Origin of the sequence: Rhodococcus sp. CH91 (assembly GCF_022554085.1) — a bacterium.
GTDB lineage: Bacteria > Actinomycetota > Actinomycetes > Mycobacteriales > Mycobacteriaceae > Rhodococcus.
This window is the reverse complement of record NZ_JAKFYR010000001.1, coordinates 444,134-457,286: the sequence shown is the minus strand read 5'-3', so window position 1 is coordinate 457,286 and position 13,153 is coordinate 444,134. Positions and strand designations below refer to the sequence as shown.

General features: G+C 65.8%; 12 protein-coding genes. 10 read left to right on the top strand and 2 right to left on the bottom strand.

Features of this window, described 5'->3' with window-relative positions:
- Positions 1 to 1,488 (top strand): TerD family protein, encoded by a 1,488-nt coding sequence (locus MOM01_RS02170; protein ID WP_241383735.1) that lies wholly within the window; start codon positions 1 to 3, stop codon positions 1,486 to 1,488.
- A 13-nt stretch (positions 1,489 to 1,501) separates the two neighbouring features.
- Here the strand turns inward: MOM01_RS02170 and MOM01_RS02165 are convergent, their stop codons facing one another.
- Both MOM01_RS02165 and MOM01_RS02160 read right to left on the bottom strand, forming a co-directional pair.
- The gene (locus tag MOM01_RS02165) at positions 1,502 to 2,026 is read right to left on the bottom strand and encodes a pyridoxamine 5'-phosphate oxidase family protein (protein WP_241383734.1); all 525 of its coding nucleotides are present in this window, start codon (positions 2,024 to 2,026) and stop codon (positions 1,502 to 1,504) included.
- A 15-nt stretch (positions 2,027 to 2,041) separates the two neighbouring features.
- Entirely contained in the window at positions 2,042 to 3,853 is a 1,812-nt protein-coding gene (locus MOM01_RS02160; protein ID WP_374112245.1) for a sigma-54-dependent Fis family transcriptional regulator, read from the bottom strand.
- A 186-nt stretch (positions 3,854 to 4,039) separates the two neighbouring features.
- Between MOM01_RS02160 and MOM01_RS02155 the strand changes: the two genes are divergently transcribed.
- The 9 genes from MOM01_RS02155 (at position 4,040) to MOM01_RS02115 (ending at position 13,133) form a co-directional block, all read left to right on the top strand.
- Positions 4,040 to 5,668 (top strand): methane monooxygenase, encoded by a 1,629-nt coding sequence (locus tag MOM01_RS02155; RefSeq protein ID WP_241383733.1) that lies wholly within the window; start codon positions 4,040 to 4,042, stop codon positions 5,666 to 5,668.
- Between the two features lie 82 nt (positions 5,669 to 5,750).
- Positions 5,751 to 6,794: a 2Fe-2S iron-sulfur cluster-binding protein gene (locus MOM01_RS02150; RefSeq protein ID WP_241383732.1), complete on the top strand. Its 1,044-nt coding sequence runs from the start codon at positions 5,751 to 5,753 to the stop codon at positions 6,792 to 6,794.
- Between the two features lie 41 nt (positions 6,795 to 6,835).
- Complete coding sequence (locus tag MOM01_RS02145; RefSeq protein ID WP_241383731.1) at positions 6,836 to 7,942, top strand: aromatic/alkene monooxygenase hydroxylase subunit beta; 1,107 nt, start codon at positions 6,836 to 6,838, stop codon at positions 7,940 to 7,942.
- Positions 7,939 to 8,280 (top strand): propane 2-monooxygenase effector subunit MimD, encoded by a 342-nt coding sequence (gene mimD, locus MOM01_RS02140; protein WP_241383730.1) that lies wholly within the window; start codon positions 7,939 to 7,941, stop codon positions 8,278 to 8,280. The genes MOM01_RS02145 and mimD overlap by 4 nt, the downstream gene beginning before the upstream one ends.
- Before the next feature lie 14 nt (positions 8,281 to 8,294).
- Positions 8,295 to 9,338: an amidohydrolase family protein gene (locus MOM01_RS02135; RefSeq protein ID WP_241383729.1), complete on the top strand. Its 1,044-nt coding sequence runs from the start codon at positions 8,295 to 8,297 to the stop codon at positions 9,336 to 9,338.
- Positions 9,335 to 10,090, top strand: coding sequence for an iron-sulfur cluster assembly protein (locus MOM01_RS02130; protein ID WP_241383728.1), 756 nt, complete (start codon positions 9,335 to 9,337; stop codon positions 10,088 to 10,090). The genes MOM01_RS02135 and MOM01_RS02130 overlap by 4 nt, the downstream gene beginning before the upstream one ends.
- The gene (locus MOM01_RS02125; protein ID WP_241383727.1) at positions 10,087 to 11,118 is read left to right on the top strand and encodes an NAD(P)-dependent alcohol dehydrogenase; all 1,032 of its coding nucleotides are present in this window, start codon (positions 10,087 to 10,089) and stop codon (positions 11,116 to 11,118) included. The genes MOM01_RS02130 and MOM01_RS02125 overlap by 4 nt, the downstream gene beginning before the upstream one ends.
- Positions 11,119 to 11,148: 30 nt before the next feature.
- The gene (gene groL / locus MOM01_RS02120; protein ID WP_241383726.1) at positions 11,149 to 12,798 is read left to right on the top strand and encodes a chaperonin GroEL; all 1,650 of its coding nucleotides are present in this window, start codon (positions 11,149 to 11,151) and stop codon (positions 12,796 to 12,798) included.
- An 11-nt stretch (positions 12,799 to 12,809) separates the two neighbouring features.
- On the top strand, positions 12,810 to 13,133 hold the full coding sequence (locus MOM01_RS02115; protein WP_241383725.1) for a putative quinol monooxygenase: 324 nt from the start codon (positions 12,810 to 12,812) through the stop codon (positions 13,131 to 13,133).
- Positions 13,134 to 13,153 lie beyond the last annotated feature (20 nt).

Genomic DNA, 13,153 nt, shown 5'->3' with positions numbered 1-13,153 from the left:
GTGAGCCGGCACTTCACCGCGGGACAGAACGCCCCGCTGACGACCCGCACGGTCCGTTTCACGGCGACCGCGTCCGTACCGCTGGACGTGTGCGCGTTCGTCGTGGACGACCGGCTACGGGTGGCTTCCTCGGACGACGCGGTCTTCTACAACCAGCCCGCGACGACCGGTGTGCGGATCGAGGGCGATGCGATCGTCGTCGAGTTCGATGCGGTCCGGCCCGGTGCACGAGTGCTGTGCGCGGTGGGCTGTGAACGTCCGGTGCCGGTGACGACCTCGCTGACCGACACGGCCGGAAGCCCGATCGCGACGTTTCACGTGGAACCGTGTGCCGGCACCGAGACCGCGCTGCTGTGCTGGGAGATCTACCGGCGCCACGACACCTGCAAGGTGCGTGCGCTCGGCCAGGGGTACACCGGCGGGTTGCTCGAGATGTTCACGGCACACGGGGTCGACGTCGACGCTCCGGAGACCGCTCCGGCCTCGGTGGGCACCGCCGGGCCCGACTCGGTCGTCGGGCTCGGCGCTCTGGAAACTCTGTGGCGGATCTTCGAGGACGCGGCCCGCTCGGCCGCCGCATGCACGGCTGCTCTCGAATTCGCCCGGCAACGCCTGGACGACGAACTCTCGGCGGCGGTGGCCGACCCCGCAGGACGCACCGGCCCCGAGGCCGAACGTTCGAGACATCGCGCGCAACGTCGCCACGACGAACTCGTGGACACTGCCGAGTCCCGGTATCGGGACGACAGCGCCGTTCTCGCCGCCGAGCTGCTCGCCCTCGACGCCGGATTGCCGCCTGCCCTGGCCTCCTGGTCGTCCCCCGCCTGGGCGGGCGCAGGCACGCCGAGCGACGGGGTGCGCGTGGGCGAGGTGTCGGCACCGGATCCCGGGGCGCTGCGCATTCCTTTCGCCCTGCCGGCGCCGTTGATCCGTCCGTTGTGGGTCGGAGGTGAGCCCGCCGAACTCGGTCCCGTCGTGTCGTCCCTGGTGGTCCGGTTGCTCGCTGCCCGGCCCGGCACACTTCTGCATCTCGTCGACCCCGGCCGGAACCTGCCGGAACTCGAATCCCTCACCGCACCGAGGTTCGCCGGTCCGCCCGTCCACGATCGGGCCCAGGTCGCGGCCAGACTCAGGGGCCTGGCCGATGCGGCGGAACTGGACGCCCTCGCCCAGCAGGTCGACGAGGGCACCTCGACCTCACCTGTGCTCGTCGTCCTCGCCGGATTCCCCGACTGCTACGGCCACGAGGACATCCTTCAGATTCTTCGTCTCACGACGAGAGCGCGCGACGGCCGCGTCTCGCTGGTCCTCGCGGGAGATCCGGAGGACGACGACGATCCCGCTCTCGGCATCCTCTGGGACGAGGCCGAACACCTTCCCGGTGAAGGCCTGCTCTCCGACCCGTGGACGGGCGGCCGCTGGGTGTTCACCCCCGACCGTCTGCCGGCCGAGATCGACGCTCTGCGCGGGGCACTCGGCGGACGTTGACCGGCGCACTCCGTCACGCGTCGCCCCCGAGCTTCGCGATGTCGGGTGCGTAGACGGTCATCCACTGCGGATGCAGGCGGAAGTAGACCACGTCGTTGTCCCAGTCGAACGCGTCCGCGCCGTAGAAGGACATGAAATAGTCGAGCAGTTCCGGCCAGTCGGGGGCCGGTTCGCCGCCCCGGGGATTGAGGATCTCCACCCTGCCGTGGGTGAACACACCCAGCTCCTCCCCACGCACGTGTGCCAGACTCGCCGCGGGGCGCGCGGCGAGATGCCGGGCTTTCGCCGCACTGCGAGCCGTACCGAAATGCCACTTCCCGTGCAGAAAGTGCCCGTCCACGGCACTGACCCGCGGTTCACCGCCGGCAGTGACCGTCGCGAGCGTGAGAACGCACATGCCGGTGAGCACCTCGACGAGTTGCTCGGCGGTCGCCGTGGTCTTCCGGTCGATGATCGACCGCAGATGGGAGGTGGAGCGGGACAGCGACTCGTCGAGCAGTGCCTGGAGGTCGCCGAGTTCGTCGGAAGTTTCGCGCATGCCTCCATGCTCACATCACGAGCGGTCGCGAGACCTGACCGATCTTGCTCTGTATTCGATCCCGTACTCGCGGATCTTCCGGTAGATCGTCGCGCGTGACATACCGAGAGCCTTTGCCGCGGCGGACTTGTCACCGTTGTGGAGAGCGAGTGTCTCGACCACCGCGTCGCGTTCGAGTGATTCGAGTTTCGTCAGCCGGCGACGGGTGGTAGAACGACACTCGGCGGGCAGGTCCTCGAGCTCGATCACACCGGATCGCCGGCGTCTGCAGATGTCCTCGAGCACCGACTTCAGGTGGGTCACGTTGCCGGGCCAGGACAGTCGCGCGAGTTGGTTCGCCGCAGCCCGGGACAGCGTCAGGTTTCCCGCCCCCATGGCGTCGAGCAGGAGCCGCGACAATTCGGGAAGATCCTCGACGCGGTGGCGCAGCGGCGGCACCGGCACGGTCTTCGGGAACAGCCGTAACAGCGGATGGGTGTCGGGCAGCCCTTCGGTGGAGTGCAGGGTGAGCGCCACCCACGGAACGTTCGCGGCGGAATGCGCGGAAGCATCGAGCAGAAGATCACCGATCGCGTCGATGCTGTCGTCGTCCAGGCAGTGGACCTGCCGCAGCAGAAGGTCGGAGCCGTCGTCCGCTGCGGCAGCGACCTGCTCGAGCACGCTCTCCGCATCCGCTGCCGAAGCATCCACACAGACGAGAATCCGTCCGCTCCGTACGTGTTCGTGCACCGCCCGGACGAGAGTTGCTCTCCCGGTGCCCGGTTCGCCGTCCGCGACCACCCATTCGTTCCGCGTACAGGCGTCCGCCATCTCTTCCGCTGTGCGCGTCCAGGCGGCGCTCCGTCCCGCGACGGAACGCAGAACGGGCGCACGAGTACGACCCCGGGAGCGTGCTCGCCCACGGTCCACCTGCTCCTTGATGTGCACGATGCCACCCGCGAGCCTGTCGTCGACGAAGGTGGGCCGATAGGACAACCGGGCGGTGACACCGCTGGGCAGGTCGGCGAGGAGCGTGAACGGTTCGGCTCTTCCCCGCGAGTCCCGGGTGCGGTCGATGATCGCAGCCTGGTCGTGCGAATCGAAGACCCGGTGCGTGAGGTCGTTGATCATGAGCACCTCGTCGCCGATCGCGATGACCGGCCGGCCCGAGTGCCGGCATGCGAGGTGGTAGTCGTGCAGCAACGCCCGGTCGAGTTCACCGGACTCCTCGAGGATCTGTTCCCGGATGCGATGCGCCACCATCTTCGCGAACGAGAGCAACAGGGCGTTGGTGTTCTCCGCCAGCGTGGTCAGATCCACCGCGCCGAGCACGGCTCCGGTCACCGGATGGGTCACCGGAGCCCCCGCGCACGAAAAACGCCGCAATTGCCCGTTGTAGTGCTCGTCCCCGCGGATGAGCAGCGGCGCGCCGACCTCGAGGGACGTACCGATGCCGTTCGTGCCGACATTCGTCTCGGCGTACCGGAAACCCGGGGCGAGGTGCACACTGTCGAGTGCCGCGGCGAGGCCGCTGTCGCCGAGGCGCCGGTGCAGCACGGTCCCGGACGCGTCGGTGAGGATGAGCGAGACGGGTTCGTTCTCGATCTCCTGTGCCATCGCGTCCAGCACCGGAGCCGCCGCGCGAGTGAGCACGGTGTCCACCGACTCGGGATCGACGAAGTCGGCGCCCGGCCGGTCGGTGTCGACGTTCGCCTGCGCCGACCGCAGCCAGGAGACGCGCAACCAGTGCCGCGTCCGCCCACCCTCGCCTGATCCGATCGCACTACCTCCGATATCGCCCCGGGGCGCTGCGTGTTCCGATGCCGCGCCCGGTCTGTGTGCACTCACCGTCGATCTCCCGATTGTCGGTCGCCGCGGGCCACTGTTCGCATTGTCTGTTCGTCACTTTATCGCTTCATACTGTGATCCATGTCTCACATTGAGACAGATTGTGTGCGTCTTCCGCGGTTGTATCGCATCACCCCCGATCTCCGACGGCCGGCACCGCCCGGCTCCCGATCCAGGAGGCACACATTGAGCAGGCAGAGCCTCACCAAGGCGCACGCGAAGATCACCGAGCTGTCGTGGGAGCCCACATTCGCGACCCCCGCGACGCGCTTCGGCACCGACTACACATTCGAGAAGGCACCGAAGAAGGATCCCCTCAAGCAGATCATGCGGTCGTACTTCCCCATGGAGGAGGAGAAGGACAACCGCGTCTACGGCGCGATGGACGGCGCGATCCGCGGCAACATGTTCCGTCAGGTTCAGCAACGCTGGCTCGAATGGCAGAAGCTGTTCCTGTCGATCATCCCCTTCCCCGAGATCTCGGCGGCGCGCGCCATGCCCATGGCGATCGACGCAGTGCCCAATCCCGAGATCCACAACGGGCTCGCGGTGCAGATGATCGACGAGGTTCGTCACTCCACGATCCAGATGAACCTCAAGAAGCTGTACATGAACAACTACATCGATCCGGCCGGCTTCGACATCACGGAGAAGGCCTTCGCGAACAACTACGCGGGCACCATCGGCCGCCAGTTCGGTGAAGGCTTCATCACCGGCGATGCGATCACGGCGGCGAACATCTACCTGACGGTCGTCGCGGAAACCGCCTTCACCAACACTCTTTTCGTCGCCATGCCCGACGAGGCCGCCGCGAACGGCGACTACCTGCTGCCCACCGTGTTCCACTCGGTGCAGTCGGACGAATCCCGGCACATCTCGAACGGCTACTCGATCCTGCTGATGGCTCTCGCCGACGAACGCAACCGTCCGCTCCTCGAGCGCGACCTGCGTTACGCCTGGTGGAACAACCACTGCGTCGTCGACGCCGCGATCGGCACCTTCATCGAGTACGGGACGAAGGACCGCCGGAAGGACCGCGAATCCTACGCGGAGATGTGGCGGCGGTGGATCTACGACGACTACTACCGCAGCTACCTGTTGCCGCTCGAGAAGTACGGGCTGACCATCCCGCACGATCTCGTCGAGGAAGCCTGGAAACGCATCACCGAGAAGAGCTACGTGCACGAGGTGGCCCGCTTCTTCGCGACCGGCTGGCCGGTCAACTACTGGCGGATCGACGCGATGACCGATGCCGACTTCGAGTGGTTCGAGGAGAAGTATCCCGGCTGGTACTCGAAGTTCGGCACATGGTGGGAGAACTACAACCGGCTCGCCCATCCCGGACGGAACAAGCCGATCGCCTTCGAGGATGTCGGATACCAGTATCCCCACCGGTGCTGGACCTGCATGGTGCCGTGCCTCGTCCGCGAGGACATGGTGGTCGAGAAGGTCGACGACCAGTGGCGCACCTACTGCTCGGAGCCGTGCTACTGGACCGACGCCGTCGCCTTCCGCGGTGAGTACCAAGGACGGGAGACCCCGAACATGGGCCGGCTCACCGGCTTCCGTGAATGGGAGACACTGCACCACGACAAGGATCTCGCCGACATCGTCCAGGATCTCGGTTACGTCCGCGACGACGGCAGGACCCTCGTCGGGCAGCCTCACCTCGACCTGGATCCGAAGAAGATGTGGACCCTGGACGACGTGCGGGGCAACACCTTCCAGAGCCCGAACGTGCTGCTGAACCAGATGTCGGATGCGGAACGGGAGGCGCATGTCGCGGAGTACCGCGCCGGCGCCACACCACTCTGACACATCCCCGGACCGGCCGGCGCGATCTCGTCCCCTGTATTCGCGCCGGCCGGATCCCCTACCCGAAGCACAGGAGGCTCCCGTGGCCGACACCCACCGCATCCACTTCGAACCCGTCGACATCGAGATGGACGTCGCCGAGGACGAGAAGATCCTCGACGCGGCCTTCCGGCAGGGCATCCACCTGATGCACGGATGCCGGGAGGGGCAATGCTCGGCCTGCAAGTCCTACGTTCTCGACGGGGAGATCCAGATGGATCGCTATTCGACCTTCGCGTGCAACGACGCGGAGGTCGAGGAGGGGTACGTACTCCTCTGCCGCTCACACTCGTTCAGCGACTGCACGATCGAACTGCTCAACTTCGACGAGGACGAACTCCTCGGCGGTGTACCCATCCGGCAGGTGCGCGCCCGGGTGGTCTCGATCGATCCGGTGACCCGGGACATCGTCTCCCTCGTCGTCCGGCCGGTCGATCCCGAGAACTTCGAGTTCAAGGCCGGTCAGTACGCCGACATCACGATTCCCGGAACGGACGACCACCGATCGTTCTCCATGGCGACCGCCCCGGCGACCTCCGATCACGTCCAGTTCCTCATCAAGAAGTATCCCGGCGGTGTTTTCTCGGGCCTGCTCGACGACGGGCTGACGATCGGCGACGAACTGGACCTGACCGGGCCCTACGGATCCTCGACGCTCAAGGAGGGTCACGTACTGCCCATCGTCTGCATCGGCGGAGGGGCGGGGATGGCGCCCATCCTGTCGTTGCTGCGGCACATGAGCGAGACCGGTGATCCCCGGCCGGTCCGCTTCTACTACGGCGCCCGCACCGCCGCGGATCTGTTCTACCTCGACGAGATACGAGAATTCTCGAAGACGTTACGGGACTTCGCCTTCGTGCCATGCTTGTCGGAGAGCGCGCACTCCCTTCCCGACGGTCTCACCGGGGTGGAGACGGGCATGGTCCCGGACGTCGTGGGCGCCCACGAGAACGAACTGCACCGGTGCGAGACGTATCTGTGCGGTCCGCCCCCGATGGTCGACGCGACCTTGGACCTGCTCGACAGCAGAGGCGTCCCGAAGGACCAGATCTTCTACGACAAGTTCACCAGCCCGACCTTCGAGTGATCGAAGCGCCCGTTTCGCCCCAGTGACAGGAGAATCCGCAGATGACCGCCACTGCAGAGCCCCATCGGCGCAGTTTCCCCCGCATCGAATTCACCGATGCCGAGGCAGGCGCCCTGGAGTTCCCGAGTTCGAAGAGCCGCACCTACAACTACTACACGCCGGCGAAGCTGCGGGCGACGACCTACGAGGACGTCACCGTCGATGTGCAGCCCGATCCGGATCGGTACCTGAGTCAGGGCTGGATCTACGGCTTCGGTAACGGGCCCGGCGGCTACCCGAAGGAATGGACGGCCGCGAAATCATCGGACTGGCACCAGTTCCGGGATCCCAACGAGGAATGGGACCAGTCGATCTACCGCAACAATGCTGCAGTCGTCCGGCAGGTGGACCTGTGCCTGAAGAATGCGAAACGGGCGCACGCCTACGAGGCCTGGAATCCCACCTGGCTCGCGTTCATCGCCCGGAACCTCGGGGCGTGGATGCACGCCGAGAACGGCCTCGGCCTGCACGTGTTCACCTCGATCCAACGGTCCGGCCCGACCAACATGATCAACACCGCGGTCGCGGTCGACGCGGCGCACAAATTGCGGTTCGCACAGGATCTCGCACTGTTCAACCTCGATCTCGCCGAGTCCGGTGTGCCGTTCGACGGCTCGGTGCACAAGGAGGTCTGGCAGTCCGCCCCCGAATGGCAAGCCACCCGTGAGGTGGTCGAACGACTGACCGCGGTCGGCGACTGGTGTGAACTTCTGTTCGCGACCAACATCATCTTCGAGCAGCTGGTCGGATCGCTGTTCCGGACCGAACTGATCATGCAGATCGCCGCACGCAACGGCGACTACATCACCCCGACGATCGTCGGCACCGGCGAACACGACTACGACCGCGATCTCGCCTACACCCGGTCGCTGTACCGGATGCTCACTCGTGACGAAGAATTCGGGGATTCCAACAGGAAATTGTTCTCCACCTGGATGAGCACGTGGGTGCCACGCTGCATCGATGCGGCACGGTCGCTGCAGCCGATCTGGTCACAGCCGTCCGACAAGGCGGTCACCTTCGCCTCGAGTCTCGAATCCGCCCAGTCGAAGTTCCGGTCCCTGCTCGAGGAGATCGGACTGGAAGCACCGAAGGAGCTGGACCAGTGAGCATGAATTTCGGATCCTCCACCGAGTTCTCCAACAAGTGCGGAGTGACCCTCATGAACACTCCGATCGGGCGGGTCGTCGCCGACGTCATGGGCGCCAAGGACGGGGTGGAACTGACGGAGTATCCCTCCATGATCCGCGTCGACGGCACGAAACTGCTCGAGTTCGACTACGACGAGCTCACCGAGGCACTCGGCAGCGAGTTCGACGGTTCCGTCTTCGAGGAGATCAGCTCGACGCATTACGGACGCATGGTGCATCTCGACGACAAGACCATGTTGTTCGCCAGCCCCGAGGACGCCGCCGAGTACATCGGTTTCGACCTCACCGCGCCATAGGAATCGAGGACGGCATGTACACCAAGGACGGCGAGAACTATTTCATCGTCGATGCTCACGTGCACATCTGGGACGCGCGTCCCTCCAACCTGAAGAACATCCACGGGCAGCAGTTCATCGACTGCTTCTACGACTACCACAAGAACCTCAGTCCGCAGGAGGAGGTGTGGGACTTCGACACCTACGCCTACTACGGCAGCGAGAGGTTCATGAAGGATCTGTTCACCGACGGATATGTCGACCACGCCATCTTCCAGGCGACGCTGCTGAGCGAGTTCTACAAGAGCGGTTTCGGTCAGACGGAGGAGTGTCTCGCACTCACCCGCAAGCATCCCGGGAAGCTCACCTACAACCATGCCTACGACCCCCGGAACGGGGAGGCCGGCCTCGAGCAGCTGCGACGCGACGCCGAAAGCATGAATCTGCAGGGCGTCAAGCTCTACACGGCCGAATGGTTCGGCGACTCCCGGGGATACAAGCTCGACGATCCGTGGTCGCGGCGCTACCTCGAAGAGTGCATCGAGTTGGGGATCGAGAACATCCACGTCCACAAGGGCCCCACCATCCGCCCGCTGGATCGTGACGCATTCGACGTCGCCGATGTCGACAAGGTGGCGACCGACTACACCGATCTGCGGTTCGTCGTCGAGCACGTGGGCCTGCCCCGCCTCGAGGACTTCTGCTGGATCGCGACACAGGAGTCGAACGTCTACGGCGGCCTGGCCGTGGCGATTCCGTTCATCCACACCCGGCCGAGGTATTTCGCGCAGATCATCGGTGAGCTGATGTACTGGATCGGGGAGGACAAGATCCTCTTCTCGAGCGACTACGCCCTGTGGACGCCGCGGTGGCTGATCGAGAAGTTCGTCGACTTCCAGATCCCCGAGGACATGACGGAGTACGCACCGCTGACGATCGAGCAGAAGAAGAAGATCCTGGGCCTCAATGCGGCTGCGCTCTACGACATCGACGTGCCGGCCGAATTGCGGCTTCCCGAGCCGGCCGGGCAGGAGGGGGTCGAGGTCGCTGCAGGGGCACAGGAAGCGGTGTCCTCATGACTGCCGAGGCCGTGACCTCCGGCGACGTCCTGCGGGCGTTGTCGGAGGTCGTCGATCCCGAACTGGACGAACCCATCACCGATCTCGGGTTCGTCCGCTCGGTGGTCCTCGACGACGACGGCGTCACCGTGCACCTGCGCCTTCCCACCGCATTCTGCTCACCCAACTTCGCCTACCTGATGGCGTCGGACGCCCAGGACGTACTCGAAACGGTCGAAGGGATCGGACGGATCCGGATCCTGCTCGACGATCACCACGACAGCCACAAGATCAACAGTGGACTCGCGGCGAAGGCGGGATATCAGGGCACCTTCGGGGTCGAAGCCGTGGACAGTCTCGACGACCTGCGGCGCACCTTCCTCCGCAAGGCGCACCTGGCCGCACTCGAACGCTGCATCGAGGCACTGCTGCGTGAGACCTCTCTGACCGTCGACGACATCGGCACGCTCACCCTGAGCGACATTCCACCGGGCCGATACCGGTCCGCTCTGCTCCGGAGGCGCCTGGCCCTCGGCCTGACGTTGTGCCCGGCCGGTCGTGTGTTCGTCGACGACGAGGGCAGAACCATTCCTGCCGAGAACATTCCGATGCGACTGCGGTTCGCGAAGTCCGTGCGCATCTCCATGGAAGGCAATTCCCACTTCTGCCGGGGCCTGCTCGCCACCCGCTATTCCGACGACGACGGGGCGGAGGTCCCGCGGATCGTCGACATCCGATCAACTTCGTCCGTCCCCGTCAGGAGGGTGTCATGAAGGCCGTGCAGGTCGTGGGCTACCACACGAAGCTCCAGCTCACCGAGATCCCGGAACCGAAGGTCGAGGGCCCGCTCGACGTGATCGTCCGCATCGGTGGAGCGGGCGTGTGCCGCACCGACATCCACATCCTCGAAGGACAATGGGCGGAGAAGAGCGGCGTGGAACTGCCGTACACGATCGGCCACGAGAACGCCGGCTGGGTGCATGCGGTGGGCGATGCGGTCACGAACGTCGCGGTGGGCGACAAGGTGATCCTGCATCCGCTCATCACGTGCGGTCAGTGCCGCGCGTGCCGCTCCGGCGACGACGTCCACTGCGAGAACAGTGCCTTCCCCGGTATCGACACCAACGGCGGTTACGCGGAATATCTGCGCACCACCGCACGCAGCGTCGTACGGATCGACGACTCGCTCGAACCCGCCGACGTCGCTGCGCTCGCGGACGCCGGACTGACGGCCTATCACGCAGTCGCCAAGGCCGCGAAGCTGCTTCGCCCCGGGGACGTGTGCGTCATGATCGGCGCCGGAGGTCTCGGGCACATCGGCATCCAGGTGCTGAAGGCGATCTCGGCGGCCACGCTCGTCGTGATCGACCGCAATCCGGACGCGGTGGCGCTCGCAGCCGAGATCGGCGCCGACCACGCGATCGTCGCGGACGGTACACACGTGCAGCAGGTCCTCGACCTCACCGGTGGCCACGGCGCCGAGGCCGTCGTCGACTTCGTGGGTGAAGGCGGCGCCACGCGGGAAGGCGTGGCGATGCTGAGGCGCGCCGGGAACTACTACGTCGTCGGCTACGGCGAGAACCTCGACATACCCACCATCGACATCATCTCGACGGAGATCAACATCATCGGCAATCTCGTCGGCTCCTACAACGACCTGCAGGATCTGATGATCCTCGCCGCGCAGGGCAAGGTCAGGCTTCACACCACGAAATATCCGCTCGACCGGTTCCAGCAGGCCATCGACGATCTCGACGCCGGTCACGTACGCGGCCGCGCGATTCTCGTCCCCGGATCCTGAACCGCATCACCGACGAAAGGACATCCCGTCATGGCCAAGGATCTGAGGTTCGAGCAGGAAGCCCGCACGCTGCTCGAATACGGCGTCAACGCGCTCGCCGACGCCGTCAAGGTGACACTCGGGCCGAAGGGGCGAAATGCCGTGCTGGAGAAGCTGACCGGTCCTCCCACCATCACGAACGACGGTGTCACGATCGCCCGGGAGATCCAGCTGCGCGATCCCTTCGCCAACATGGGGGCACAGCTGGTCAAGGAAGTCGCCATGAAGACCAACGGGACGGTGGGCGACGGCACCACCACCGCGACCGTGCTCGCGCAGGCGATGGTCCGGGAAGGGCTCCGGGCCGTGGAGGCGGGCGCCAATCCGATGCGTGTGCGGCGCGGCATCGAGCGTACGGTCCCCGTCGTCGTCGATGCGGTCCGCACCCACTCGGTGCAGATCCGGGACCGCCGCGACCTCGCTCGCATCGCCACGCTCGCCGCCAGCGACGACGACGCGATCGGCGAGGTCATCGCCGAGGCGGTCGCCCACGTCGGACGCTCCGGCATCGTCACCACCGAAGAATCCGACACACTCGGAATGTCCGTCGACGTCGTCGACGGTATCGAGTTCGACCACGGCTACATCTCGGGGTACATGATCACCGACCCCGAGCGCATGGAATCGGTCCACGAGAACCCCCTGGTGCTGCTCACCAACAAGAAGATCAGCCAGGTCCAGGACATCATGCCGAGCATCGAGGCGGCCAAACGTGCGGACCGGCCACTGGTGGTGCTGGCCGAGGACGTCGACGGACCGGCTCTGCACCTGCTCGTCGGCGGCAACATGCACAAGACGATGCAGTCCGTCGTCGTACGCGCCCCGGGTTTCGGGCACCGGCGGGTCGCCGAACTCGAGGATCTCGCGGTGGCGCTCGGCGGGCACGTCGTCGCCAAGGACACCGGTATCGAACTGTCGGAGGTCACGCGCGAACATCTCGGGTCGTGCGATCGCGTCACGGTGACCGAGAACGACACCACCATCGTGGGTGGCCACGGTGACCCGAGACTCGTGCAGGCCCGCATCACGCAACTCGAGACACAACTCGGCCGGGCCCGCATCGACGCCGACCAGGACGCACTGCAGCTGCGGCTCGCACGCCTGACCGGCAGTGTCGCCGTCATCAAGGTCGGGGGCGCCACCAGTGTCGAACTCAAGGAGAGGATGCTGCGGGTCGAGGACGCGCTCGCAGCCACCCGCGCCGCGCTCGAAGAGGGCGTGGTCGCCGGGGGCGGCACCGCGCTCGGGCAGGCACATCGGGCACTCGCCGATCTCGACCTGCCCGGAGACGAAGCGGTGGGACGGGATGTCGTACGCCGAGCGCTCGCCGAGCCCCTGCGCCGCATCGCGATCAACGCCGGCTTCGACGGTGATCACGTCGTCCGGGTCGTCGAGGGGTTGCCGCTCGGTCACGGATTCAACGCCCTCACCGGGGAGTACGGCGATATGTTCGACGAAGGCGTGATCGATCCGTTCAAGGTGACCCGGGCTGCCTTCGAGAGTGCGGCATCGATCGCGGCCCTGCTCATCACCACCGAGACCGCCGTGGTCGAGGAGGTGGTGGGTAACCCCGGGGCGATTCCCGCGCCCGGTTTCGGCGACCTCGCCGAAGGCATGATCCGCCCCTCGAACATCTACTGACCGGAGGCAAGATGATCTTCATCGTGGTCCGCTTCAGGGTGCGTCCCGAGTACCAGGACAGCTGGCTCGAGACGACCGCGGAGTTCACCGAGGCAACTCGCAACGAGCCGGGAAACCTGTGGTTCGACTGGTCCCGCAGCGTGGACGACCCGTCCGAGTTCGTTCTCGTCGAGGCATTCAGGGACGGGGACGCCGGTGCCGAACACGTGAAGTCCGACCACTTCCGTAACGGACTCGACGCGATGCGGCCGGCGCTCATCGAGACACCGCGCATCCTCAACACGGAGATCCCCGGTACCGAGTGGTCGCGCATGGGCGAACTCGAGATCGGCTGATCGACCACAGGGGTGTGTGC